General features: G+C 36.5%; 17 protein-coding genes. 8 read left to right on the forward strand and 9 right to left on the reverse strand.

Translation table 11 applies throughout. From position 1 onward, the window contains the following. Window positions 1-713: 713 nt before the first annotated feature. Window positions 714-1,892 carry a helix-turn-helix domain-containing protein gene (locus tag GAB14E_RS05955; RefSeq protein WP_033083511.1) on the reverse strand — a complete coding sequence of 393 codons (1,179 nt, stop codon included), beginning with the start codon at window positions 1,890-1,892 and terminating at the stop codon, window positions 714-716. A 152-nt stretch (window positions 1,893-2,044) separates the two neighbouring features. On the opposite strand from GAB14E_RS05955, the gene GAB14E_RS05950 reads away from it, so the two are divergent. From GAB14E_RS05950 to metH, 6 genes are all read left to right on the forward strand, one after another. Then, window positions 2,045-4,192 (forward strand): TonB-dependent receptor domain-containing protein, encoded by a 2,148-nt coding sequence (locus GAB14E_RS05950; protein ID WP_033083512.1) that lies wholly within the window; start codon window positions 2,045-2,047, stop codon window positions 4,190-4,192. 212 nt (window positions 4,193-4,404) lie between these two features. Beyond that, on the forward strand, window positions 4,405-5,064 hold the full coding sequence (locus tag GAB14E_RS05945; RefSeq protein WP_052093906.1) for a PepSY-associated TM helix domain-containing protein: 660 nt from the start codon (window positions 4,405-4,407) through the stop codon (window positions 5,062-5,064). A gap of 165 nt (window positions 5,065-5,229) precedes the next feature. Next, window positions 5,230-5,739, forward strand: coding sequence for a DUF2271 domain-containing protein (locus GAB14E_RS05940; protein WP_033083513.1), 510 nt, complete (start codon window positions 5,230-5,232; stop codon window positions 5,737-5,739). A gap of 86 nt (window positions 5,740-5,825) precedes the next feature. Then, window positions 5,826-6,689, forward strand: a complete 864-nt coding sequence (locus GAB14E_RS05935; RefSeq protein WP_033083514.1) for a DUF4198 domain-containing protein — start codon at window positions 5,826-5,828, stop codon at window positions 6,687-6,689. A gap of 171 nt (window positions 6,690-6,860) precedes the next feature. Then, window positions 6,861-7,811 carry a homoserine O-succinyltransferase gene (locus GAB14E_RS05930; RefSeq protein ID WP_033083515.1) on the forward strand — a complete coding sequence of 317 codons (951 nt, stop codon included), beginning with the start codon at window positions 6,861-6,863 and terminating at the stop codon, window positions 7,809-7,811. 56 nt (window positions 7,812-7,867) lie between these two features. Next, a complete protein-coding gene (metH, locus tag GAB14E_RS05925) occupies window positions 7,868-11,560 on the forward strand; it encodes a methionine synthase (protein ID WP_033083516.1) in 3,693 nt (1,230 codons plus the stop codon). 256 nt (window positions 11,561-11,816) lie between these two features. On the opposite strand, the gene hpf is transcribed toward metH, so the two are convergent. The 4 genes from hpf to radA form a co-directional block, all read right to left on the reverse strand. After that, window positions 11,817-12,152, reverse strand: a complete 336-nt coding sequence (hpf, locus tag GAB14E_RS05920; protein WP_033083517.1) for a ribosome hibernation-promoting factor, HPF/YfiA family — start codon at window positions 12,150-12,152, stop codon at window positions 11,817-11,819. Window positions 12,153-12,474: 322 nt separating this feature from the next. Next, window positions 12,475-16,218, reverse strand: a complete 3,744-nt coding sequence (locus tag GAB14E_RS05915) for a two-component regulator propeller domain-containing protein (RefSeq protein ID WP_033083518.1) — start codon at window positions 16,216-16,218, stop codon at window positions 12,475-12,477. A 187-nt stretch (window positions 16,219-16,405) separates the two neighbouring features. Beyond that, window positions 16,406-18,691, reverse strand: a complete 2,286-nt coding sequence (locus GAB14E_RS05910; RefSeq protein ID WP_033083519.1) for a S9 family peptidase — start codon at window positions 18,689-18,691, stop codon at window positions 16,406-16,408. A gap of 308 nt (window positions 18,692-18,999) precedes the next feature. Next, complete coding sequence (radA, locus tag GAB14E_RS05905; RefSeq protein ID WP_033083520.1) at window positions 19,000-20,385, reverse strand: DNA repair protein RadA; 1,386 nt, start codon at window positions 20,383-20,385, stop codon at window positions 19,000-19,002. 352 nt (window positions 20,386-20,737) lie between these two features. Between radA and GAB14E_RS05900 the strand changes: the two genes are divergently transcribed. Further along, on the forward strand, window positions 20,738-23,203 hold the full coding sequence (locus GAB14E_RS05900) for a PilZ domain-containing protein (protein WP_033083521.1): 2,466 nt from the start codon (window positions 20,738-20,740) through the stop codon (window positions 23,201-23,203). Between the two features lie 302 nt (window positions 23,204-23,505). On the opposite strand, the gene GAB14E_RS05895 is transcribed toward GAB14E_RS05900, so the two are convergent. Further along, window positions 23,506-23,913 (reverse strand): PAS domain-containing protein, encoded by a 408-nt coding sequence (locus GAB14E_RS05895; RefSeq protein ID WP_231562081.1) that lies wholly within the window; start codon window positions 23,911-23,913, stop codon window positions 23,506-23,508. An 805-nt stretch (window positions 23,914-24,718) separates the two neighbouring features. Between GAB14E_RS05895 and GAB14E_RS0123290 the strand changes: the two genes are divergently transcribed. After that, window positions 24,719-25,066, forward strand: a complete 348-nt coding sequence (locus GAB14E_RS0123290; protein ID WP_052093908.1) for a DUF3718 domain-containing protein — start codon at window positions 24,719-24,721, stop codon at window positions 25,064-25,066. A gap of 389 nt (window positions 25,067-25,455) precedes the next feature. Here GAB14E_RS0123290 and GAB14E_RS05890 read toward each other — a convergent pair whose 3' ends face one another. The 3 genes from GAB14E_RS05890 to GAB14E_RS25135 form a co-directional block, all read right to left on the reverse strand. Beyond that, a complete protein-coding gene (locus tag GAB14E_RS05890) occupies window positions 25,456-25,764 on the reverse strand; it encodes a hypothetical protein (protein WP_033083523.1) in 309 nt (102 codons plus the stop codon). An 85-nt stretch (window positions 25,765-25,849) separates the two neighbouring features. After that, window positions 25,850-26,194 (reverse strand): hypothetical protein, encoded by a 345-nt coding sequence (locus tag GAB14E_RS05885; RefSeq protein WP_033083524.1) that lies wholly within the window; start codon window positions 26,192-26,194, stop codon window positions 25,850-25,852. A 510-nt stretch (window positions 26,195-26,704) separates the two neighbouring features. Next, window positions 26,705-26,981, reverse strand: a 277-nt coding sequence (locus GAB14E_RS25135; RefSeq protein ID WP_197061231.1) for a hypothetical protein, incomplete at its 5' end; no start/stop codon positions are given.

Raw genomic sequence — 26,981 nt, forward strand, 5'->3', positions numbered from 1 at the left:
TGTCATGTTTTATTTATAAGCAGAAAATGCTTAAATATAGAACTTTATAAATTTTTTAAGTGCATATCTTTTAAGGTTGATTGTTGTATGAGTGTGATTGGCTCTCGTTATCAGGGGATATGGCAACAATTAATTTTATTTGAATAAATACCCTGTTTAATGATGTGTCTTATATGTGTTTTATATATGCAATAAATGAGGTTTTTATGTGTATTTATTCACTTTAGGCTTGGTGTTGATGTTTTGTAAATTATTATTTACACGTGCTTTTACTTGATTTTTTTGTATTTTACTTCTAATGCTACGTTTTTAATCTCTTTTATAGGTTGCTTGTACTTGGTGTGTTCTTTTGTTTACAGCAGGTTTTTATTTGTCGTTTTTTTGTTTTGTATACTATTGAATTTATTGTTTGCATATATACCTACGTTTTGTGGGATTTTATCTGGTTAGGGCTGTTTTTTTTTGTGTGTATTTATCTTCATTACATTTTTTTACTTTATTAATCGAATTTTTATCAAAATAGCAGGTAAATATCATTATTCGATATAAAAACTCCTTAAAGCATTACAAGGTTAAGGGGATTTCGGTATTACTCGACTTATCACGCCAGTTCATAATTAAAACGACTTGGTAATAATTGATAAATAGTGATGATTATTAAAATTTACTGATAAATTTCGTTGTAGATAGTTGTAACAGGTGACAGGTTAAGATTATTGCTGAGTTATTTTTTGATGCAGTTTTAATAAGTTAGCAGGCGTAATGCCAAACTGCTTTTTAAAAGCAGAAGTGAAATTCGAGACATGATTATAACCGGCCTGATAACCCGCCTCACTAATACTTAATTCCTTAATGGTAATGGCTATTTTGGCTTTATCTAACCGTTGTTGCCTTATATATTCCGTGATAGTTAACTTGTAGGTTTGTTTGAAATAACGTTGTAAGCTAGAAACACTCAAAGCAAAGTGTTTTGCGATTGCTGGTAAGGTTATAACGTTTTCTAACTCTTGTTCAATATAGCGCTCAATATTTGCTTTCTTTTTTAGTTGATGTCTTTCTTTGTTTAACCATAGGTTTTTATTATCGGTTAAAGGGGGCTGTGGTTGGTCAATCTTATCCGGTAAAATTGCTAACAATTCATTTAATAAAGTAAGAGCCATTTGCTCCTTCAGTAAATCGATTTGTAAAGAACTCTCTGTAGGTAAGTCCAGCAACTTTTGCGCTAGGCTAGTGAAAGTGACATTGTCCTGCCATTGGTATAATGCTGTATGGTTACTAAATAACTTCTTAAGTAATACTTTACTTTGTACATCTGTACAGCGTTTCTCTAACCATGCACGTTTTACAAACAGGTTAACTTTTTTCACAGCCTGACCAGTCGTCATCTTTCGGCTTAATAAATCGCTTGTTGCTAGTACACTTAAAGCACAAGTGGCGGCCACAGAATTTTTAGTGCTCTTAGCATGCCCAGCATTGAGTTCGTAAGCTTTATTTCCTAAACAAAAATTAACTTTTCCGTGAAACAATATATTCAAACTTAAGCTTGCCGGCAGTTGTGTAGAGCTTATCGCATCACTTGACTCTACAACGTCTCCACCATGGATACTAAGGCCAGAAAATAGCTCATTATGAAAAAAATGGCCATTCATGAGATTATTTTTATTATCATTTACCACTAGTTTATTAATAAAACCAGACGAAGAAATTAGGCTACTAAAAGCTTGGCTATTAATGTTAATAGGTAAGTCATTAAATGATGCTTGACTCATTGAACATTTGTTTCTGGTCAATTCAATTTCAGATAATTTATCGCTAGGCACTTCACTTATAGATAAGTTATTTCGAGTTAGGTCATTTCTAGATATTTGGCTTGCCGATGCACTAACGTTCATCTTGTTTCCTAAGTTTGACGATCTAGCATTATAAATTGACGTTTTAGCAAAATCATTAGTGAGTTACCTAGCATAACAATTTTGTATAATAATGAGAATCATTATCAATTATTTTGTGTTATTTTGATGCCCTCATTAACAAAGGAAAACCTATGAACCGTAAACCATTTGCTAAATGCGCTATAGCCTTAGCAATATCAAGCCTTTTTACTAGCCAAGCACTTTATGCTGAGCAACAAAAATCAACAGTCGCTGACCAAAGCTCAGAGGCAGTTACCGCCATTGAACGAGTGAAAGTGTGGGGCACAGAAGTTAAATCTTCATCTGTCTATATGGGCGGCGCTGCTATTGAAATTAAGCAGGCTGATCATATCAGTGATTTATTACGTACCATTCCTGGTGTTGATGTTGGCGGAGCTCATTCACTAAATCAACGTATTACTATTCGTAGTATGGATGACAAAGACTTAAAAATAACAATTGATGGTGCAAATCAAAATACTTATATGTATCACCATATGGGTAACTTGCAAATTCATGCTGATATTCTTAAATCTGTTGATATTGAGGTAGGCAGTAATTCTGTTATTAATGGTGGTTTAGGCGGCGCGGTCCATTTTGAAACCAAAGAAGCAAAAGACTTACTTAATGAAGGTGAAACTTTTGGTGGACGTGTACAAGTTAATTACGGTGATAACTCATCTTCGGGTTTGTCATTAACGGGTTATGGACAATTGAGCGATAGCGTTGACTTTTTAGCCTATTACAACCTGGTTGATAAAGATAATTACACCGTAGGTGGAGGTAAAATACTGGATGCTGATGGTAATGAAGTAGCTGGTACTTCAGGAGAAGTAGCCGGTCTTGAGGGGGAAGTAAATGATGCACTGATTAAGTTTGGTTGGGACTTTGATGCAGAGCAACGTTTTGAAGTGGGTTATGAGTTATATCAAGATAAAGGCGATTATAGCTACCGTCCTGACATGGGCTTAGCGACAGACACCGCAATTACAGAGTCATTAAAAGTGCCTTTATTATGGCCGACAGAGTTTACTCGAGAAACATTTACACTAAATTACGATGCTAATTGGGGCGAAAGCTCAAGTATAAAAGCGGCTGTTTTTACTAATGAAAGTGAGTTAAACCGCGATGAAAGTGGTTATGCTCAAAACCCAAAGTTTGCTGGTTGGGCGGGTGATATTACCGGTACGGCGACAAATTCTGGTGTACACATCCTAGGTAATTCTTTACTTGGTAGTGCTATTGAACATGAGCTGACTTATGGCTTAGATGTAGTGCAATATAAAACTAAATACCAAGCAAAACTAATAAGTGGCAAGGTAAATACATCAAACGAAAAAGCACTTAATAGCGCTATTTTTATTGAAGATAGAATCGATTTTGGTAATGGCTTTGCTGTTATTCCTGGCGTACGTTATGACAGTTATGATATTGAATCAGCAGTGGTTGATGATACTTTTACTCAGGTTTCAGCTGCTTTAGCAGCTCAGTACACTTTTACTAATAGCTTTATTGTTAAAGCGAGTAGCACCCAGTTATTTAAAGGCCCTGAAATTGGTGAAGTATTTACCGGTGCTGGCTCAAGAGATAGCGCTAATGCAAATATAAAAGCAGAAACTGGCTTTAATAATGAGTTAGCTTTCGCTTATGAAGATGATGTTTTAGGTGCCGATTCATTTACTGCCGGCTTGACCTTGTTTAATACCCAAATTGACGATTATATCTATGATAACGCACAACTACCTGGTGGTGGACCAAGAGATACTTGGAAAGATAACATTGGCAATATGGAGATTGAAGGTTTTGAATTTTATACCGGTTACTCGTTAGGTGGCTTAAAGCTGCAATTAACTTATTCTGTTGCTGAAAGTGAGTTAAGCGCTTTTGATGATTATTTATCACTTGATGGCGGTAGACTCGATCGACAACAAGGCGATACGTTAAGTGCCGCGGCTGATTATAGTTTCACCGACTTAGACCTTGCTCTACATTGGGATATGTTGATGGTTGATGATGTTGAAGATGGTTTAGCCATTGATGGCCCTTCACTTGATAACGCTAAAATGAGCTACGCAGTTCACAATTTATCAATCAGCTGGCAACCAAATCAACTTGATGGCTTGAGCATAATTTTTGGTATTGATAATGTCTTTGATGAATTTTATGCCTCACAATCGTCACATACAGGTACTTCATTTCACCCACTGTTTGGCAAGCTGTATTTAATGGATTATGAACCAGGTAGAAATATTAAGGCGACTATAGCCTATCAGTTCTAGGGACATAGCTTTACGATAACTGAAATTCTTAACTAAAAATAATGAGCAGTCATAGCAATATGACTGCTCATTTATGCGTACAAAATAGCGTTAAAGGTACGTAATAAAACCACATGACAATGTTCAGGTTTAACCAGCTAAATGAACTAGCCAATTGAAATAACGAAATTAAAAAACGTCCTAACAAAGTTAAAAAAAACCGAGGTTACTCATTGAAGCAGACATCTAAAAAAACAGGTCGAATATATTGGCAGTGGACTAAAACTCTCATAGCTAAAAAAGTGTTTTCGTTCAGTCGATGGTTACATATTTATGTATCAACAGCGCTCTTTAGCTTGTTGGTATTTTTTTGTTTTACCGGCATCACCTTAAATCATGCTGCTTGGTTCTCAAACGATGGAGAGCAACAGCTAAAAATAGCGCCTTTACCACAATCACTATTGAGTTCACTTACAAATGACGATGAGTTGGCATTGTTTAACCTACAACAGCATATTGAAAAGCTTATTGGCCTTGATCAGGTACGCAGCATTGATGTCGATAAAGACCTGGGCGAAATTAGCTTCGATTACCCTATCCCTGCTGGCTATGTTTTTGTCACTGTTTACCTTGATAGCAGTGAAATAGAAATAGAGAAAAAATCAGGCTCTCTAATTGGTTTACTAAACGATCTTCACAAAGGTCGACACAGTGGTGAGTTTTGGTCGTGGCTCATTGATCTAAGCGCTGGACTCATGTTGATTTTCTCACTTACTGGTTTGGTCATCTTATTACAAAACAATAAACGACGCGTTAAGGGCATTATTTATCTCTTATTAGGCAGTTTTGCCCCTTGGTTTGCTTATTTATTTATGGTGCCTCGAATCAGTTAATACTCATTTAATACTCATTTAATGCTCGGTAAGTACTCAGTAAATAATCTGTAACTTCTTAGTAATAGAAGGGTGTTAAATAGAGTTATTTAAAGAAAAATTAGTACAAGAGCCTCAGGAACAAAAAATAATTAATGACGTTTAAATAACAGCAGAGGAACAACTATGAAAACACATTTATCAGTACTACCTATTTTGGCTTGTACTTGTTTATTACTTGCCAGTCCTAATAGTTTGGCACAGCAAATATCGGTTGAAATCACTATCCCAAAAATAACAACTCAGCCATACCATAAACCTTATGTAGCTGTTTGGATAGAGACGCAAAAACGCCAAGGCGTTCATACTTTAGCTTTTTGGCATGAGCAAAAAGATTGGTTTAAAGATGTAAGACAGTGGTGGCGAAAAATAGGGCGCCAACAAAGTCCTGCTTATGATCAGGTTACTGGTGCAACTCGAAAACCTGGCACATACACACTTAAAATTTCCAGCAAAGAATTAGCGACGCTAAAGCTGAATCCGGGGGAATATTTCCTCAATGTTGAAGCGGTTAGAGAAGAGGGCGGTAGGGAATTTATCAGGCAAAAAATCACCCTGGGGGCAACTGAAATAAAGCGTTATGAAAAGTTAGGTAAACATGAGTTAGGTAAGGTAATTATTAGCGTTATGCCTTAGCTCATTAATTTTATTTATCAGCGGCTTATCAGCCATTAATTAGTTATTAAAAACACTTTCACATTATGCATTAAAAGGAACAATCAATGTTATCAGCTTCAACACTTATTAAAAAAATAGCTACATTTACACTTGCCTTGTCTTTACCACTTACCGCTATTGCTCATGAGCGCTTTATTTTACCCAGCCACACTGTATTATCAGGTGAAGAGGTGCAATCGGTTAGCTTTATTGCCAGTATCTCTAATGCCATATTTCATGGTGATAAACCCTTAGGTGACAATGGTAAGGGGATCGTAGCGCCAAAACTAGCGCCATTATTTAAGCGATTAAAGCCTATTGTTATTGGCCCAGATGGCGTAAGCCGTGAGATGAGCTGGCAAGCATTTTCTCGTTTTTCTGTTGCTGATACTCAGCTTGAACAATCTGGTACTTATCGTATTGCGCTTGTTCAACCTGATGTTCCTATGACAACTTTTATTAAAGCTGATGGTAAAAAAGGACGTTTTTTTGGTAATAAAGGTAAGGTGCCCTCTGGCGCGACAAATATTGTTAAAAGAACCACAGCGTCAAGAGTAGAAACCTATGTCAGTTTTAATGAGCCAAATAACGCGGCGTTGAAAGCTACAGGTGAAGGGCTTGAGCTTGGGGGAGAAACTCACCCCAATGATTTATTTGTTGATGAAACAATTCATTTTCAGCTCACTTTTCAGGGTAAACCGTTACAGCAATCAACTAAAGTAAAAGTGGTAAAAGGAGCTACTCGTCATAGAAATCAACGTGATGAGAAAATTATTGAAACCGATGCACAAGGGAATTTTTCTCTTACCTTATCGCAAGCAGGTTTTTATTTATTATCAGCAAATATCGATGTAAAAGGCGAAGCGGGCTCTGGCATTGATATTCATCATCATAGCCTTTACGCGACATTAGAAGTTTTTGTGCAATAAAAGATGAAATAATACTTTGCACTTATCTCGATAATCATAGGGGATTTGTTCTATTTCAGTAATTTAATATAAAACAGTATAGACGTCTATACGTTTAGATGTTGACATCTCTAGCAATCTAAGTCACATTATAACTTCAATTATTATGTGCTTTTTTTGTTAGGTAGCGCCATGCCAATTAAAATTCCCGGTCAATTACCCGCTCTCTCCGTTTTAGGTAATGAAAATATTTTTGTTATGTCTGAGCATCGTGCCGCAAATCAAGAAATTCGCCCTATGCAAGTGGCTATTTTGAATTTGATGCCCAATAAAATTGAAACCGAAGTACAAATTTTGCGGATGTTATCAAATACGCCACTGCAAATTAATGTCGAATTTGTTCGTATTCATAAAAATGTTTCCAAAAACACTCCGAAAGAACATTTAGATAATTTTTATTGTTTATTCGATGATATAAAACACAAACAATACGACGGCTTGATTATAACTGGCGCGCCTTTAGCACTACTCGATTATACTGAGGTAAGTTACTGGGATAAAATTTGTGAAGTGTTTGACTGGGCAGATAAAAATGTTACTTCAACCATGTTTTCATGTTGGGCTGCGCATGCAGCTTTGTATCATCATTACGGCTTAAACCGTCACTTACGTCAGCAAAAACTATCTGGGGTTTATCAGCACTATCCTCTAGATAACAAAGAAGAGCTTACTCGTGGTTTTGATGAAAGTTTTAATGTGCCGCATTCACGGTATGGTTATATTAATCAAGCGGATTATCAAAGTGTTGATGAGCTGAATGTTTTAGCGCAATCACCAGACGCAGGTGTTTACTTAGTGGCAAGTAAAAACAAGCGACAAGTTTACTTAACCGGTCACCCTGAATACGATACCTCGACTTTACACGAAGAATATTTACGTGATTGTGCTAATAATACTAAAAAAGATAATAACACGCCGCTACCCATCAACTATTATCAAGATGATGATGTAAATAATAATCCTGTGGGTTCATGGCGTAGCCATGGCAGTTTACTCTTTACTAACTGGCTAAATTATTATGTTTATCAAATAACGCCTTACCAATTAGATGCGGATCATATTAATTCTACCCTAATAAAATAGTACCTTAAGTACTGATAACACCCTTACACTATAAATAGTTACTCCTGGATTTAATAATGAAAAAACACCCATCTTTTGCCCTATTCGAACAGCAATTGGCTAAAAACATACTAATACTTGATGGTGCTATGGGTACCATGATCCAAGCGTACAAGTTTGAAGAACAAGACTTTAGAGCAGAGCGCTTTGCTGATTGGCATACTGATGTTAAAGGCAATAACGATATGTTAGTGCTTACTCAGCCTGAAGTAATTAAAGCGATTCACCTTGAATACCTTGAAGCCGGCGCTGATATCCTTGAAACCAACACCTTTAACGCAACTACTATCGCCATGGCAGATTATGACATGGAAGAATATAGTGCGGAGATTAACCGTGTTGCCGCGCAAATAGCGCGAGAAGCTGCTGATGAATACACCAAAAAGAATCCAGATCGCCCACGTTTTGTTGCCGGTGTTTTAGGGCCAACTAACCGTACTTGCTCCATTTCTCCTGATGTAAATGACCCTGCATTTCGTAACGTTACTTTTGATGAATTAAAAGATGCCTATATTGAATCTACTTTAGCGTTAATTGAAGGTGGCAGTGATATTATTTTAATCGAAACTATTTTCGATACCTTAAATGCCAAAGCCGCCATCTTTGCCGTAGAAACGGTATTTGACCAATTGGGTGAGCGTTTACCAGTGATGATCTCAGGTACCATTACCGATGCTTCAGGTCGTACTTTGTCAGGTCAAACAACAGAAGCCTTTTACAATTCACTGCGCCACGCTAAGCCAGTTTCATTTGGTCTTAACTGTGCGTTAGGTCCAGTTGAGTTACGTCAATATATTGCTGAGTTAAGCCGCATTTGTGATGTTGCTGTTTCTGCTCACCCCAATGCTGGTTTGCCTAATGCTTTTGGTGAATATGACTTCACTGTTGAAGACATGAACACCCATGTAGAAGAGTGGGCTTCGTCAGGCTTTTTAAACATTATTGGTGGTTGTTGTGGTACCACGCCAGAACACATTAGAGGCATGGCTGACACTGTAGCTAACATTAAACCGCGTACAGTGGAAACACGCGAAATTGCTTGTCGATTATCAGGTTTAGAAGCATTAACTATTACTAAAGATAGCTTATTTGTTAACGTTGGAGAACGTACTAATGTTACTGGCTCTGCGATGTTTAAGCGCTTAATTGTCGAAGAAGATTACGATAAAGCTATCTCTGTCGCTTTACAGCAGGTTGAAAATGGCGCGCAGATTATTGATATCAACATGGATGAAGGCATGTTGGACTCTAAAACCGCTATGGTGCGTTTTTTGAACTTGATTGCTGGTGAGCCTGATATTGCTAAAGTGCCAATCATGATTGATTCCTCTAAGTGGGACATCATTGAAGCGGGCCTTAAATGTATTCAAGGTAAAGGTATTGTTAACTCTATCAGCTTAAAAGAAGGTGAAGAAAACTTCCGTAAGCAAGCTGAGTTATTACGACGTTATGGCGCTGCTGTTATTGTTATGGCGTTTGATGAAGAAGGTCAAGCGGATACCCGTAAGCGTAAATATGAAATCTGTCATCGTGCTTATCATATGCTTGTTGATGAAATTGGTTACCCGCCTGAAGATATTATTTTTGACCCTAATATTTTTGCGGTTGCCACCGGTATTGAAGAGCATAATAATTACGCGGTAGATTTTATCGAAGCGGTTGACGATATTAAGAAAAACCTACCTTATGCGATGATCTCAGGTGGTGTATCAAACGTTTCTTTCTCATTTAGAGGAAACAACCCCGTACGTGAAGCGATTCATGCGGTGTTTTTATACTATGCCATCAAAAATGGCATGGACATGGGCATTGTTAATGCTGGTCAGTTAGCTATTTATTCAGACTTACCTGAAAAACTAAAACAAGCAGTAGAAGACGTTATTAACAATAGTGATGATGACGCGACAGAGCGCTTGCTTGATATTGCGCAAGAATACCATGGTAAAGCTGGCGGACAAGTCTCAAAGACTGATTTAACTTGGCGTGAATTACCGATTAATGCGCGTTTATCTCATGCATTAGTCAAAGGTATTAATGAATTTATTGTCGAGGATACCGAAGAGGCTCGCCTAGCTGCAGAGCGCCCTTTAGATGTAATTGAAGGGCCATTGATGGATGGCATGAATACCGTTGGTGACTTGTTTGGCGCTGGTGAAATGTTTCTACCGCAAGTGGTAAAGTCAGCCCGAGTAATGAAACAAGCGGTTGCCCATTTAAACCCATTTATTGAAGCAGGAAAAACCGAGCTTAGTACCAATGGTAAAGTCTTGCTAGCAACAGTTAAAGGTGATGTACATGATATCGGTAAAAACATTGTTGGCGTAGTACTGCAATGTAATAACTATGAAATTATTGATCTTGGCGTGATGGTTTCTTGTGATGATATTCTGCGCGTAGCCAAAGAAGAAAACGTTGATATTATTGGTTTATCAGGCCTGATCACGCCGTCGCTTGATGAAATGGTCTATGTTGCTAAAGAGATGAAACGTACAGGCTTGAAACTGCCGCTATTAATTGGTGGTGCCACTACGTCCAAAGCACATACCGCTGTTAAAATTGAACCGCAATATGATGAACCGGTAGTTTATGTATCGAATGCCTCTCGCGCCGTATCAGTAGTAAGCAACTTGTTATCAAGTGAACATAAAGCGAAATTCTTTGCTAGTACCAAAGAAGAATATGTGCGAGTACGTGAGCGCCATTATAAAAAAGGCCCACGTTCAAGTTTAATTAGTCTTGAAGCTGCGCGTGCTAATGCCACCAAAGTTAATTTTGACAATTATACTCCGAAAAAACCTAACAAGTTGGGTGTTACCGTGCTTGATAATATCGATCTTTCAGAGGTAAGAAAGTATATTGATTGGACACCATTTTTCATGACATGGCAGATGTCGGGTAAATATCCGCTAATTTTAAAACATGAAGTGATTGGTGTTGAAGCAACGAGCTTATTTAATGACGCTAACGCCATGTTAGATGATGTTATCAATAATAAAAAGATATCAGCTAGAGCTGTATTTGGTCTGTTCCCGGCGAACAGCAATCAAGATGATATACAGCTATACACTGATGAAAGTCGTAGCGATAAATTGATGAGACTTCATCAACTACGTCAACAAAGTAAAAAACCCGCAGGGCAGTTTAACCGCTGTTTAGCCGATTATATTGCACCAGAAGATTCAGGCATTGAGGATTATGTTGGTGCTTTTGCTGTGTCAGCAGGTTTTGGTGTTGAAGATTTAGTGAAGGTTTATGATGCCGACCACGATGCGTATAATTCAATATTGCTCAAAGCGGTCGCTGATCGATTAGCTGAAGCGAGTGCTGAATATTTGCATGAAAAAGTGCGTAAAGAATACTGGGGGTTTGCGCCTGATGAAGATCTCAATAATGACGCGTTAATTCGCGAAAGTTATCAAGGTATTCGACCAGCGCCAGGTTACCCTGCGTGTCCTGAGCATACTGAAAAAGGTTTGTTGTGGGAGTTACTCAATGTTAAAGAAAACATTGATATGGACTTAACCTCAAGTTATGCCATGTGGCCAGGTGCCGCGGTAAGTGGTTGGTATTTCTCTCATCCAGAATCAAAGTACTTTGCAGTAGCTAAGTTAGCGAAAGATCAAGTTCTTGATTATGCTGCGCGTAAAGGCATGACACTAGAGCAAGCAGAGCGTTGGTTATCAGCAAACTTGGACTATGAACCTGAGTAAGCTGAACAAAAATAAGTTAGGTCAGAGTGAAGCCAAATATTTGAATTAAGATGGCCGAAGTAACAAGGTATTGTTACTGTTTTTTTGCTTTAGGATTTATCAGCTATCACGTATCGCTTCTCAAGTAATACTATAAATAAAAAAGGCGGTATCATTAATATGATACCGCCTTTTTTGCTTGGAAATTTTTACCTTGTTATAAGTTCAGCTATAACAAGCGCTTCACTTGCATCGGCCTTGTTTAGCCGTTACTTAATTAAGCTGAGTGATATAAATCTGTTTGTGGAACAACAAACTTATTATTGAATTTGGCTGATAGCACACCTTTGCGTCGAGCAAGGGCAACTTGTAGTTTCTTAGCGACTTTAGCAATGGCTACATACAATTGTTTGTCAGAAGCGTTAACCGTTACTTTTTCTCCTTCGTACAAGGTAGTAACTTCAAGTTTTTGCAAATGTGGCTCAACGGTAATGGTTGAGTTTAACGTCATAATTGACGGATAATGCTTAGAGATTTTCGCAAACTTATTTTCGATTGATTGCTTGATACCTTCAGTAATTTCGACATGGTGTCCAGAAATTTTAATCTTCATAATATTACCTCTTTTGTTATCGTAATCATTTTCTTCAATTTCATAATCCTCCTTAAGTCATAAAAATGCAATAGAAAAAATAGGCTTATTTGCAATTAAATGTAACCATTTCTTTAGATGTTTAATTTCGATAAAAGCTCTAAATTAAGCAGTACTATGATGAATTCCATTATGCATAGTACTGCTAATAAGTCGTTAGAGCTTGATCTTGTTGTTATGGATAATGTTTATATAACAGCTTGGCGTAGTGACAAAATGAATGGAAAAATTATATAGTCAGCACTAAGCGTTACCATAACTTTAGTTTATTGACTTAAGACAATTATTTTTTAGGCAGTATTATAATAATTTCTATGCCACCGTTATTGGGACTGGTTAGTTTGATAGTGCCTAACAAACTATGCATTACTTGGTTGTAGACAATAGGCATGCCTAAACCTATGCAATCTGAGCCACGCTTCGTTGTGGAGAATGGGTCGAATATATTACCCACTAAATCATCAGACAGACCTTCGCCATTGTCTTGGTAAAGTAAGTGAATTTCGTCAGTTTTATCTGTAATAGTAATTTCAATTTCAACCTGATTAGCTAATATGTCTTCAAAGGCATGTAAGCAAGAGTTCTCGACCAGTTGATTGAATACCTCTTTAATCATTTGCGGGTAGCTAACAATATTGAGCTGTTTTGGGCAATGTATTGTGATAAATGCAGCTTTAGTCTTCGTTCTAATTGAGCAATCTTTAACTATATTTTCAAATAGTAGCGATAACGCTATTGTTTTTCTCGCTTCATTTTGTGATGAGTACGATAGTGCCTTAAAGTTATCTACTAAGTTAATTGATTTTTTTATATTGCCATTGATTAATCTAATACAAGCATCACTCTGCTTGTTATGTTCGATTAATAACTGGGAAGAGAGAGTCTTTTTTGCTATTTTTTCAGAAAGCTGTATTTGTTTATGCTCAAGTTGTGATGTAGCCGTTAATATTACCCCTAATGGAGTATTTAGCTCATGAGCAACCCCTGTTACTAAGTTAACTAAAGAAGCCATTTTTTCAGATTCAACTAATTGTTCCTGTGTGGTTGTCAACCTTGCCAAAGTATCACTTAACTCAACCGTTCTCGCTTGAACCCTTAATTCAAGTTCCACATTTAAATCTTGCAGTTGATTTTGAGCTTCAACTAGTTGGTTTATATCTTCAATAGTACCAACAATCCTATCAGCATTACCTTGCTCATCTCTGGAAACTGCTTTGGCGCGACTGCGGTACCAACGCCATTGTTCTTTGGTATCTTGTCGACGATAAGTTATGTCAAGATCAGCCGACTTGTTAGATCTGTGGTGACTAAAAGCGCTAATTACTTCGTTTATATCATCGGGGTGGGTAGTCTCCTTTAGGTTTTCAAGGTTAAATTGTTGTTTGCCATTTTTATTGTTGGTTATGCTGTTTAATCGAAAAATATAATTTTGGCTAATGTGCCAGTCCCACAATTCACTGTTACTTCCCCATAAAGATAAAGTCAGCCTTTCTTCATTTTCTTTAATAAATAAGAAAGCTTGATAACGGTGATAAAAAAACAAACTGGTCAATACTGTAATAGTAAGTATATATAAGCTATACGCCCACCAAGACAACCAAGGTGCAGGTTTTACGGTTATCGGCAATCGAGTAACCTTACTTCCCCATTGTTGATTTTGATGTTTTGCTCTTAGCATCAAGGTGTAACTGCCTGGAGGGATATTTGTATAAGTAGCTAAACGTGATTTGTGACTGGTTTTAATCCAGTTCTTATCCCAATTATCTAGCTTATACTCAAAGTTGATATTATTAGCCTCTGAAAAGTCCAATGTTGAAAATTCAAAAGAGATCAGGCTTTCTTTATGGCTAAGGGTTAGTTCATCAAGTAGATAAATCGCTTTGTTTAATTGAAACTCATGATTCTGGGGTTGGTTTCTATCGGCAATATTTTTAATCGTGATAGTTTGGTTAAACAGCCGTACTTTAGTAATGGTCAGTGCTAAGTCTTGTTGCTGTTGATTAAAATATCGTGGATTAAAGATATTAAGACCGTTAATGCCACCAAAATATATCTCTCCGCTAGATGACTTTAAAAAAGCCCCAGAGTTAAACTCGTAGCTTTGCAATCCGTCTGCTAAGGAGAAATTAGTGATAGCGTTATCCTTAGGATCTAGCCGTGAGATACCTCTATTACTACTAAACCATAGCGCATTGTCATTGCCCTCTAAGACTGAGTAGATTGTTTCATTGGCCAAGCCATCTTGTTTATTAAAAAGGGTGAATTTTTGCTCGGAAAAATCAAGTTTATTTAGGCCATTAACTGTGGCTATCCAAATGTTACCTTCATTATCTTCAGATGCCGACATGACAACATTATTGATGATGCTGTTGTCATTATCAGGATCGTGTTGATAGCGAGTAAATTTTTGAGTCTTTTTATCGTAAGAGTTTAGCCCTCCGCCATATGTGCTAACCCATAAAAGTCCTCTGGAGTCTTCAAATATAGACAAGATAAAGTTAAAGCTTAAACTGCTCTTATCATTGATATTGTTACTAAAGTGAGTGAATTTTTGGCTGGCTATATTAAATTTATCTAAGCCGTTTTTAGTACCAATCCATAAGTTTTGCTCTTTATCTTTATAAAGCGCTACTATCTGGTTATCTATTAAGCTATTGTCATTGTCACTTTGGTGCATGAAATGCTCAACTTTATTTGTCCTTGTATCGATGAGATTCAAGCCAGCATCATAGGTTGCAACCCAAAGAACTCCTGGCTCTTCTTCGGCTATTGCCCATACGCGGTTGCTAGAAATAGTATTTTTATTAAGTTTATCATGAAGGTAAGTCTTAACTTTTTGGCTTTTTTTATCATAATGGTTTAAACCTCCGCCATCGGTAGCTAGCCAAATTTCACCTTTACTATCTTCAAAAACACCCCATATTTCATTGCTTTGTAATGAATTAGGACTATTGTCATCTTTATATATGTGTTGAAACAGGCGAGGGGTTAAATAAAACTTGTTGATGCCACGGGCAAAGAAGCCAATCCACATAATGCCATCACTTGCCGGGTATAAACTATAAACAACATTACCGGATAGAGAATCTTTGACTGTAGGGGAGTTTTGGTAGTGATAAAACGAATCTCTGTTTTTATTTAGTTTATTGAGCCCTGCTGATGTTGCTAGCCATAAAACTTGCTGTGGATCTTCTTTTATGTCTCTAATTACATTATGGCTGAGTGAGTTTTTATCTTTCTCGTTATGCATATAACGCTGGAAATCATTACTTTTTGCTTGATACCTATTTAGACCATTTAAGGTTGCCACCCATATATCGTTACTTTTATCTTGATATATGGTGGTGATTTGATTATCTGACAAGCTATTGGAGTCTTGCTCATTATGGCTGAAAATCTCAATAGTTTGTGTAGCAACAGTATATTTAAATAAGCCGTCAACTGCGCTTCCTAGCCAAAGGTTGTTGTTTGTATCAAGGGTCAAGCAGGTAATATTTCGTTGTGACAAAAACAGCGAGTTGGTATGTTTTAGAGGTAAAGTAGAAAAAGTTTGCTTGTGTAAGTTAAAAACTTGTATGCCAGCACTGTGGGTTGCTAACCATAACTCATTAGGGTTAGCTTGGATGATTTGCTTAATATCATAATAGTTATCGTTATTCCCTGCCTTATCATAGACAAAATGGTCAAATGTTTCGGTTTCATAATTGAATCGATTTAAGCCACCACCTCGGGTGGCAATCCAAAGTGTCCCCTGCAGGTCAATAAATAGCTGATTAACATACTCATTACTTAAGGTGTTTTTGTCGTTTTTATTGCGGAGGAAGGTTTCAAACTCAAAACCATCAAATCTATTTAGACCATCTTGGCTGCCAAACCACATAAAACCATATTTATCTTGGATAATGGTATTAATAGTATTTTGTGATAAACCATCTTCAATATCATAAGCTGTAAATCTGATGTTAGCACTCACTTGCCAGCTGCAAAAAAGTAATAGAATAAGAGAAAAACGATATGGTATGCCCATAGTTAATTATCCTAATTTTTCTAATCTAGCGGCTTTCATGATGTGCTAAGTATAGCCAGTAAATTACAGTTCGTGCTTGAATCGAAGTGGAGAGTGGCGGCAGGAGAATAAATAAGAAGTAAGTTGAAGTTAATAAAAATCGCCGCTAGTTATATAGCTTATAGAGCGGCGATTCTTTACTTGTGGGTTATTTAAAATGCCTATCAAAGAAGTCCATAATAGTGCTGTTTAAGTGCATTTTCACTTTTTTACCGCGCATGCTATGTTTGCTGCCAGGGTAAGTCATTAATTCGAATAACTTCCCTTCATCTTGCAAGGTTTTAATTAACTTGGTGGTGTTAGTGAACAATACATTATCATCAGCCATGCCATGATAAACCATCAATGGGCCACTTAACCCTGAAGCATAGGGAAAGACACTGCTTTGTTGATAACCTGCAGCATTCACTTTAGGGTGATTTAAATAACGTTCGGTATAATGAGTGTCGTATAACATCCAATCGGTAACTGGCGCGCCACTAACCCCAGCTTTGAAATAATCTCCCGCTTTAAACATAGTCATTAACGCCATGTAACCACCGTATGAATGGCCGAATATACCGATGCGCTCTTTATCAACATAAGGCAGGGTATGTAAATGTTTAACACCTGTTATCTGATCGGCTACTTCAACTTTCCCCAAGGTCTGATAAATAGGAAATTCAAAAGCTGTGCCACGGTAATTAGAGCCACGGTTATCAAGTTGATAAACGATATAACCTTGTTGCAACATATGTTGAGTCATATCTGCGCCTTGCCATGAATTAGTGACACGTTGTGCGTGTGGACCACCATAAACTCTTACAATAACTGGATACTTTTTACCCGGATGCATGTTCTTCGGTTTATAGAGTTTGTAATACAAATCAACTTGACCGTCATTAGATTTTAATGAACCAAACTCAGGCATGACCAAATCAGCATAATAAGGGGCAACAGGGTGTTCAGATGTTACTTTATTTTCAGCTAACCAAGTAATATGTTCACCATTAGCTTTATGTAAACTGACTTGCTTAGGCGTTTTAGTGTTAGAGAAACTATCGATATAGCTTTCACTGGTGGCGCTAAATTTTATGTTATGAAAACCATTACGCTGGGTAATACGCTGTACATGTTCAGGCGACTTTCCACTTAGTGGTACTTTATATAAGTGACGTTCAAGGGGAGTATCAGCACGACCGGTAAAGTAAAGCCAACCATTCTTCTCATCAACACGGGTCAATGAGTCAACAACCCATTCGCCTTTAGTTAATTGTGAAATAAGCTCACCTTTGAGATTGTAATGATAAAGGTGTTTGTAACCGTCACGCTCAGATGCCCAAATAAAGGTTTTATTATCACTTAAGAATGTCAGATCTTTGTTTAGGTTTATCCAATGAGTTGATGTTTCCGTTAACAATGTTTTTTGACGACGTTTTTTTAGGTCGTAGCTTCTTAGTATTAAGGTTTTCTGGTCGCGACTTTGTAACTGATAAGAGAGTTTTTTACTGTCGCGCAGCCATTTTACTCGGGGAATATAAATATCTTGGTTTTCACCAAGGTCGACAAAACGAATTTTATTACCTTTAATATCGGTAACCGCTAATTGAATATGGACATTATTAGTACCTGTTGCCGGGTAACGTTGTTCAATTAGCTCTATTTTTTCGGCGTATATTTCATTACGAATAACGGTTTGTACAGGCGTTTCATCAACACGTAAAAAAGCTATGTGTTTTTCATTAGGAGACCACCAATAACCGGTCATGCGAGACATTTCTTCTTGAGCAACAAATTCACTCATACCGTTTTTGATAGTACCTGCGCCATCTATGGTTAATTGTCGCTCTTCACCGGTATTAATATTTAACACATATATATTTTGTTCACGGATATAAGAAACAAAATTTCCTTTAGGTGAAAATTTGACATCGGTTTCAAAGCCAGATGTTTGTGTTAAACGCTTAGATTTTTTAGTGGATAAATGGTAGTAATAAATATCGCCATTAAGTGGGAATAATAAGGCACTACCATCTTCAGAGAATTGGTATTCCATGATACCAACACCGTAAATACGCTGGCGTTCACGGCGCGCTTTTTCTTCATCGGATAAAGTCTCGGTGCCACTAAACAGTAATTGAGAGTCAACCAGTAGCTTATTCTCTTTACTTGCTAGGTTGTATTCCCATAAATCGTATCGGTTTAAGTCTTCCGTTTTACCTTGTAAGTAGGTAACGCGAGTACCATCTGGAGAGAACTTTAATGATTTAGGCGTTTGACCATTCAGGGAGGGCGAGCTATAAATGCGCTCAATGGTTAATTGCTTTGTTTTTGTCGCGACAGCTACCGCTTTATTATTTTCATCATTAGTGCTCTCTATAGTTGCATTGGCGCATAGCGGTATAGCTAATGAGCATGCAAGCGCAACAAGTGCTTTTTTAACAATAAATTTCATAGCAAAGTTATCTTATGTAAGTGATTTAAGTAAGTAATGTAAATAGGTAATGATGTGCTTTGTGCCTAAGACTTCCTTGCCAACACTTTTTTATTCGGTACACAATTGCCCTGCACTTTAGCAAAGCTGAGTTTGTTAAACTAGTATTGTGCGTAAAAACTCGGGTTTTAGATGTTAATGTCTTTGAAAATACGGTTAAGTGTTACAAACTCGGATAATTAACGAGAGAAAAAAGTAGCTGCTTATGTCAGTTTTATTGTACAAAAGCAGCTTTCTAATAGGGGGATTGCTGATGATTACCTTATCAATTATTTTATTAACTCAATAAGCTCATGAATGGTTTTTACCGCATGTATATTGGCGCCTAAACCTTCCATCGATTTATGATAATTGCGATAAGGAATATATATTTCGGTGAAACCATGTTGTGCGGCTTCTTTAACGCGCGGTACACCACTATCTATCGGCCTAACATCGCCGTTTAAACTCAATTCGCCCATAATGCAGGTATTTCGAGGGATAACAAAATCGTTCAGGCTACTTAATAGGGCACTAACCAAGGCTAAATCGATACAAGTTTCAGATTCATCTATTTTCAAGCCGCCGATAATATTAAAAAAAGTATCATGAAATATTTTGGTTTTGGTGTGTTTACGTAATATACCCGTTAACATTTTAATTCGGTTCATATTTAAACCAACACAAACACGTTGCGGGAATTCTGCCTCAGTCTCTGTGGTTAAACATTGAATCTCTAATAATAGGTTTCGATTACCTTTACGGATACAGGTAATCGTTGAACCGGGAGACTCTGTACTTGAGCCCGATAAAAATATCTCACTGGGGTTATCAACACTGAGCATACCGCGTTCACACATTTTGAAAATACCAACAGTGTCAATATCGCCAAAGCGGTTTTTATTGGCCCTAAGCGTACGAATTTGTCCGTCATTAGTATCAATATGCAACAGTGCATCAACAATATGTACTAAGGTTTGTGGACCCGCAATTTCATTGTTTTTATTCACGTGGGCAATAATAAACATGGTGACATTATTTTGCTTACAGTACTGAGTGAGTGCCTGAGCGCTGCTTTTTACTTGTGAGGGTGAACCAGGGCTACCGTTAGCATTTTCAGTGACTACCGCTTGAATTGAATCAATTACGGCAAACTTAATTTTATTTTTTTCTAACTCATCAATAATGGACTCAACACTTGTTTCAGCCAATAGGTATAAGTTATCTTCGTTGTAGTCTAATTTTAATCTGTGCACACGGTTTTTGAACTGAGAGAGGGACTCTTCTGCAGTACAGTAGAGTGAAGCGGTATTTTTTGACATTCTAGCGACGAGATCAGACAGTAGTGTGGTTTTACCCGCACCAGGGTCGCCAGAAATAATATTTACCGAGCCGTTAGTTACGCCGCCGCTTAAAACACGGTCGAGTTCACCAATGCCAGTTAATTTTTTTTCTGCATCCATGGCTTCAATTTCATTAATTTTTTTAGAGCCACCACCTATAAACCCCGCATAACCGCCAGTATTGGCTGTACGGGTAACCGCATTTTTATTTGCTTTAGGAATTTTCATTTCAACCAAAGTATTCCAAGCACCGCAGCGGCATTGTCCTTGCCATTGGGTGAAGTTCATGCCGCAATCGGTACATACAAACTCTATTTTTGCTGCTTTTGCCATTAAGGTTTACCTGCCATTGAACGATAAAGCGATTGAAATTACGCTCTGTCTTTATCTATGTTTTATGTTAATTATATTAAGACAATTATTCACAAAGAAATGTTAACTTTCTTATAAGTATTGCGATTATTATGAGGTTTTCAAGATAAATACCCTACGATGAAAGTATGACTTTTAACTACAGCATTATTGAGAGGCATAGAAATTGCTTGGTTTATCTTGATAAAGTCGGTTAGATTATAATGATTTTGATTTTTTGTCTAAGCTAAAATAGTGATAACAATGATTAGCGCTTAAAAAGACTAGAAATAGCGATTCAACATTGGATATAAGAGAAGTTAATAATAATACTATGAATAAAGATTTCAGCAAACACCATAAAATTATTGAAGATTTTCGTGGTGAAGTGAGTAAGCCTAGTTTTGAAGATAAATTCACTGCAATTACTGGACATCTTACTAGAAATGAACGTTTTTTATTGAAAATGGAATTAAAGCGCCTTGCGGGTGCTTGTACTCGAGCCATTGATTTACGTGGTTTGGTCGATGGTGAGTGTCAGTTATTTGACTTCCAAGGGCAAAGCCATTTTTTAGACGAAGTTGCCATAAATGCTTTTAAAGAAAATGTCGCTATCTATGGCAGTTATACTTTTGGTGTCTATGAATTTGTTAAGAACGCCAAAAATAGTTTTCGCAATATTTATAAAAATGAACAAACTACGCCGAGTGCGGTTGATCATAACAAAAATAAATCATCAATAGATAAGCTGCAATACCCAGCCAAACTAGAGCTTCTAAGCAATTACCCTAATCGCTTAGAAGAGCGGATGAATTTTTCAATACCAATTACCTTAACGTTAGCTAATAATCAGCAACTGATAACAACCTGTATAGATATCAGCGTCAACGGCATTAAGTTTAAACTGATTAACGAAGTTTCCCTTTTTAAAGGCGATCAGTTAACCATAGGTTTTACGGGTTTAGAGCAAGAGTTTCAATTCAGTAAAGAGGGACTATTAACCTTTGAAGTAAAAAATGTTTTACGCGACTCGGGTACACAACTTATTGGTTGTCAACGTAGCGATACCACTGAAAATGAGGCCTTTAAACGATTCTTATCTGGCTATATTCAAGGCAATAAACGTCGTTATAAAATTAATTTAGATAACAGCTTAGCGGCACTACAAGCAAGAAGCCTTGAGCAGTATGCTTTAGTGAAAATAAATGAGTTGGTTGTTTTTATGCACGGTGGTAGTGAAGATAATGTGGCCAATCTCGAACCTCGATATACGTTAACAACAAAGAATAACCAAAAGCTATATCAATATTGGCGAGATGATAAAAAGCATTCAACTTTGCACTACCTTATTAATGCACAAAGGCAACAGCACCTACATACCTTGCAACAACAGGGTAAAAGTCTGTTGGTGTATAGTTTTATTCATCAACATAAAGGCCGTAAGTTTTTCTACACAGTAGATGAAGAACAACTTAAGCATGATAATAAATTTTTCCAGCAATTTTTAGCGTTTGCAGCCAGTAAAAGTACTTTTGCGATAACAGCGTTAAAATTTCAGCAAATAAAACTAACTCAAGCTTATTCACCATTTACTTTATCTACCGCAATAACCAAACAGCAAGGGTATTTAAACCCGCCACTAACAGATGAAGTCAATGCACTTATTGCTAAACTACCTTATGTAGTAACGGCAACAGATGTTACTAGCGCAACCGTTATCAGTGATTATCAAACATTAGGTTATGAAGGTATTGATCTTGAACGGCTTAAAAGTTTTGGTCATAAATATGGCGATAATAAAAGTCGTGTAGATGAAATAGCGCTAGTTTATGGTCACCAACGTCAAGAAGTACGTTTTAAATATAAAACGCCAGTGAGTATTGAGTGCGAAGGGTTAAATAGTACAGGGCAATCAGCAGACTTTTCTGTTTCAGGCTTGAAAGTGGATCTCGATAGCCCTGCGGGACTCAGTAAAGGTGATATTGTTTTTTTAACTTTTCCAAAATTACAGAAAATAACCTCAGCATTTGATCTTAAGCAATTACCTTATAAAGTTATTCGCATTAGCAAAGATAAAAGTGTGGTAAACCTTCGGGTGTCGGTAAAAGAGCATCAACATATAGGACGCTCGTTTTTTAAGTTATTAATTGATAAAAATAAAGATAAATTAACCCCTGATGAATATGCCATGCTAACACCTGGTTTATCTGTTGCATTAAGAACCTTGTATGCAGTGAATATGGAAATACCCACAGCTGTGGTGCAATCGAGTGGTAGTCGCTATAAAGTTGAAACGTTAGTTGCTGGGCAATATGCTTATCAAAGTCATAAAAACTTATTATCAGCCATGTTACGGTTAAGTGATCGTGATGGTTATTATAATTTATATCCCTTACTTGGTAACTCACAGGTCAGTAACTTGCTTGATCAACACATGAAGAAATTATTGGCCAGTGATGCAGCGGTTAGTGAACTTATTTATATTGCTATCAACCCAAGCAAACTTGATATTGAAAAATCAGTAATTATAAAGCCAGTTAGTGAATTTAACTCGCCAGAAATAAGAAATTTCTTTATTAAAAAATCATTAAAACAAGGGGAGTTTTATAGCTTGCAATTAAAGCTGTCCCGTAGTGATGAAGCCCATATGGAACATTTAAATCCAGAGTTAGCTTATATTGGCACATATGCAATACATAGAGGGAAGCAGCTCGAGCAAGATATTTATAGTGTTGCTGGGCTAGTTCAGTTAGTCGATGTCACCCAAGAAACCTTGCTGAGGCATGCATTGCTTAACTAATATATGGCTGCGTATTATGTTAGTTACTGAGTTACTTGTCGTGTGAATAGTTTGTGCGGTTTGTTGTCATTAACATCAATGCTTGCCTTATGGCTTCTGTTTGCTAAAAGCAGACTTTCTAGTTGTGATTGAAAGGCTAATTAATACCACTTTGCTGGTTTTTATTGAAGCTAAAAGACTGGCTCAAAGGGCTACTTTATGCCGGAAGCGGAATTTGAAAATAAACACAAAAATAATAGCCGAGCGCTAAATAGCAGAATATCGACTTCTAAATAGTATTATACATCTGCAATCGTTACAGTTTAGCCTCTATTGGCGAGTGATTTTTTATATTCAAGCTTACAGGCATTATATACGCTTTCTGATATTTCGTTACCAAAACATCGAGTGTGAATAAATTCGCCTTGGCTTTCATAGACACTTGAATTGTAGAGTATATATTTCATTTCATGTTTGCCATTTACCATGGCAGGAAAGTTTGAAAAGGATTCGAATTTCGCCAGTTTATTCATCATTTGTTCTAAACATGACTTGTCGAATTGAAACTCAGACACATGATGACCGACATATTCTTCTTCAGTGTAACCTAATACATTTAATTCATGCTCGTTAGCATATTTAATTATGCCTTCAGGTGAAACTGCGTGGATTCCAATATTTGAATTTTTAATAAAATCTAAAGCATTTTCTATAAGCATTCGTTTAGCCACCTTAATTACCTATTCTATATCAAGTATATTCAATATTTGTTGAGGTGGCTAACTGATTTTGGCAACGAACTTCATTCAAGCCAGTAATTTATCCAATACTTTTGGTGTAATCTCTTCATTACACCTCTTAATCGTTTGATATGAAATTTAGGTCAATTCAATGAATTAGAAATAGACCTTTATATTCGGGAAGCTTTATGTCTTCTGTGCGTATCACAATGTCATTAACAAAAGAGCTACTTCATTTGGAGTTTAAAATGAGATGTTAAGGGTGATAAGTACCACATTGCGGACTTTAGTGTTGTAGAGTTTATACTGAAATTTTTTGTATGTTTTGATCTAGAGCGGACGTTCCTCATAGATAAATAAAAACGTGCGCTTAATGTTCATAACGCACTCGATTTTAAGTTCATTGACTGACAACAACTCCAGCAAAGAAGACGTTAGCGCTGGATGAATTTAGAAGCCGAAATCAAAAGCGCTTTACGTAGGTAAGTTGTTAATCAGTAAACTACCAACACAAACAGTGGCAGCAAAAATAGAAAATATCGAAAAATACTCCGCAGTACTCGCCGAAACAGTAAGGAAATAGAGTAAATGAATTAACCATTTAATATTATTACGTTTAAATCATTAAATTTAACTTCAAAAAAACATCTAATATCATCAAACTACAAATAATATGTCATTTTAGTTCAAACTTTAATTTGCGAATAATTCATGCTGAATTTGTTGTCAGGTAAATATCATCAAATAAGCTAAACTTAATGATACGAAGGTAATTAATTCAACTAGGTGATTATTTATGAAAGTAACATATTATATTGTTTTTTTTGTGTTTACTTATACCTTATTGCCCACACCCAGTTACGCGTTTAACATTTCGAAAAATATTTGTGAATATATCGCTGCTGACGATAAAAAACGCTTAAGAAAGTTACTAAAACAAAATCGTCTTAAATTAAGGAAATTATTTACACATATAAGCTGCAACGCCGATAACATGCTTATCTTTGCGGCTAAACGTAAAACAAATAAAGTTGGCGAGCTGTTAGTTAAAAAACTACCTAAAGAGGTTTTAAAAGAGCATTTAGCCGAAACGGAATCCTTATCCCCTGAAATTGCCACTTTAATAAAAGAACGAATCAAGTAACCGAAATTACTATAACTGTTGTAGCTAAGTTAAACTGACTACAACATTTAGATATCCAGCTAAAAGATGTCCTCTGTATTGTTTAAGAGTCATAAAGATAGATGATAACGTATTAGAAAAAGTATTGATAAATTTTTTACGTTAATGTCTCGAATGCGCACCAAGAAGTCCTTAGCGGCGACCTGTTTTTAGTTGGTTCTACTGTTACCACATTGCGGACATTAGCTATTACAGCTAATTGGACAAGTTGGATTAGATTTTGTATCGATAACGCTAAGCTAAGCGGAAAAATACAGTTAGGCTAAACTGCGCGAAGCGCGAGCCAACTGTAATTTTTCCGTTTGAGTGCCTTGTAAAGTTAATTTTATATAAAATCACTCAGCTTAGTATTAAGAAAAAATATCATTAAATACTTGAGAAAATAAGATAACAACAAAGATTGTAGTTATTATACTTACTAACATAGTGAAAATAGCAGGCCCTTGAGGGTTAACTTTTTTTAACATGAAGTATTGTGAGACAATCCCCGCAATACCACCGACAGTAGGAATCAAGCCTACCACAAATGTAATTGTGGTGATTATCGCTAGCGAAGGAGGTGAAGCTCCAAAACTTGTAACTTTATTTGCAAGTAAAAGCCCGCAAAATAAAATAGCTAAACCAATTAATGAACCCGCAAAACCTAACTCTATTGTCATATTAATTCCTTTTAAATTTAAAAATGCAAAACTCTGATTGAGTAACTTAACGCCTCACAGTCCGTTTGAGTCACTTGTTATACATTTACATATCATAAGCACATTTCATTAATTTGCTGAGGTGTAGTTTAAACTCTTCTTTTGAATTAAAAAATTGAGGTGCATCGCTTTTAAACATTTTTACACAAAAGTCTATTTTGTTTGCTATGGTCACTTTACAGTCGTGTATTGCAAATTCATCCCCTAGCATAGGGCAGGTTTCGTTAATTCTGTCTGTTGCATATTTGATTACCTCTTCTTGTGAAACAGGCTCATTAGCTACTTTTTGAAATAATTTATACGGTGAGGTTTCCTCTGATTTACTTAAGGCACCTTGACTATAAAAATGATACCCTCCAGCCAACACAGCTAAAATTAACAAATACTTCATTCTGATTAATCCTTTAAATGTATAACAATATAATATGTAGACGTCTCAGTAATTCCCATCTACTCGATTGCGTTATAATCTATCGTAAAACTCTTTAATTTCAAACTATTAACTTTTGTTTTTGTGGTTATTTTTAACCATTATTGAATATTACTGAGAAGTCTCAGTAATATGACACATGAGATTCATTAGAAAATATATGTCAAAAAATTAAAGGCTAACGACCGCTTAGCGCACCAAGAAGTCATTAGCAGTGAACTATTTTTAATAGTCCATTGGGTAAAAGCTAAGGCTCACTTTTACCACAGAGCAGACATTAGCTATTACAGCTAATTGGACAGGTTGGATTAGATCTTGTATCGATAACGCCTCATTAAGAGGCTAAAAACATTTGGTTAAAATAAGCGACGAAGGAGCAAAAACCAACTGTTATTTGTCCTTTTGAACGACTTATAGCTTTAGTACTAGGCATATTTGAAAATATAAGATCATCGATAATTTATTTCCGTTTTATAGTGTTTTAACCATTTCCAGACTACTGCTAATATTCTGAACTGTGCAGCTTGAGTCGCTTGCCGATACTCTAAATGTAATGTTTTTAGATGACATTTGAGAAGAAAGGAGTGCTGAATACATTTCTTTGGTCCCTTCGTGAGCATGATAACCAACAAGCTTCCAGCCAGTTTCTGCACCTTCAAGTGAATTAAACTTGACTAAAACCGTAGTTTTTTGAATTTGTAAATGTTTCACAGAATAATTTTCACATTCTAGTGCCATTACAGGGCTG

The sequence above is a fragment of the Colwellia psychrerythraea genome, from assembly GCF_000764185.1.
Classification (GTDB): Bacteria; Pseudomonadota; Gammaproteobacteria; order Enterobacterales; family Alteromonadaceae; genus Colwellia; species Colwellia psychrerythraea_B.

Excerpts from the sequence above, each read along its gene's own strand:
- GAB14E_RS05955 (WP_033083511.1), bottom strand. The coding sequence starts at position 1,892 with ATGAACGTTAGTGCATCGGCAAGCCAAATATCTAGAAATGACCTAACT.
- GAB14E_RS05950 (WP_033083512.1), top strand. The coding sequence starts at position 2,045 with ATGAACCGTAAACCATTTGCTAAATGCGCTATAGCCTTAGCAATATCA.
- GAB14E_RS05940 (WP_033083513.1), top strand. The coding sequence starts at position 5,230 with ATGAAAACACATTTATCAGTACTACCTATTTTGGCTTGTACTTGTTTA.
- GAB14E_RS05935 (WP_033083514.1), top strand. The coding sequence starts at position 5,826 with ATGTTATCAGCTTCAACACTTATTAAAAAAATAGCTACATTTACACTT.
- GAB14E_RS05930 (WP_033083515.1), top strand. The coding sequence starts at position 6,861 with ATGCCAATTAAAATTCCCGGTCAATTACCCGCTCTCTCCGTTTTAGGT.
- metH (WP_033083516.1), top strand. The coding sequence starts at position 7,868 with ATGAAAAAACACCCATCTTTTGCCCTATTCGAACAGCAATTGGCTAAA.
- hpf (WP_033083517.1), bottom strand. The coding sequence starts at position 12,152 with ATGAAGATTAAAATTTCTGGACACCATGTCGAAATTACTGAAGGTATC.
- GAB14E_RS05915 (WP_033083518.1), bottom strand. The coding sequence starts at position 16,218 with ATGGGCATACCATATCGTTTTTCTCTTATTCTATTACTTTTTTGCAGC.
- GAB14E_RS05910 (WP_033083519.1), bottom strand. The coding sequence starts at position 18,691 with ATGAAATTTATTGTTAAAAAAGCACTTGTTGCGCTTGCATGCTCATTA.
- radA (WP_033083520.1), bottom strand. The coding sequence starts at position 20,385 with ATGGCAAAAGCAGCAAAAATAGAGTTTGTATGTACCGATTGCGGCATG.
- GAB14E_RS05900 (WP_033083521.1), top strand. The coding sequence starts at position 20,738 with ATGAATAAAGATTTCAGCAAACACCATAAAATTATTGAAGATTTTCGT.
- GAB14E_RS0123290 (WP_052093908.1), top strand. The coding sequence starts at position 24,719 with ATGAAAGTAACATATTATATTGTTTTTTTTGTGTTTACTTATACCTTA.
- GAB14E_RS05890 (WP_033083523.1), bottom strand. The coding sequence starts at position 25,764 with ATGACAATAGAGTTAGGTTTTGCGGGTTCATTAATTGGTTTAGCTATT.
- GAB14E_RS05885 (WP_033083524.1), bottom strand. The coding sequence starts at position 26,194 with ATGAAGTATTTGTTAATTTTAGCTGTGTTGGCTGGAGGGTATCATTTT.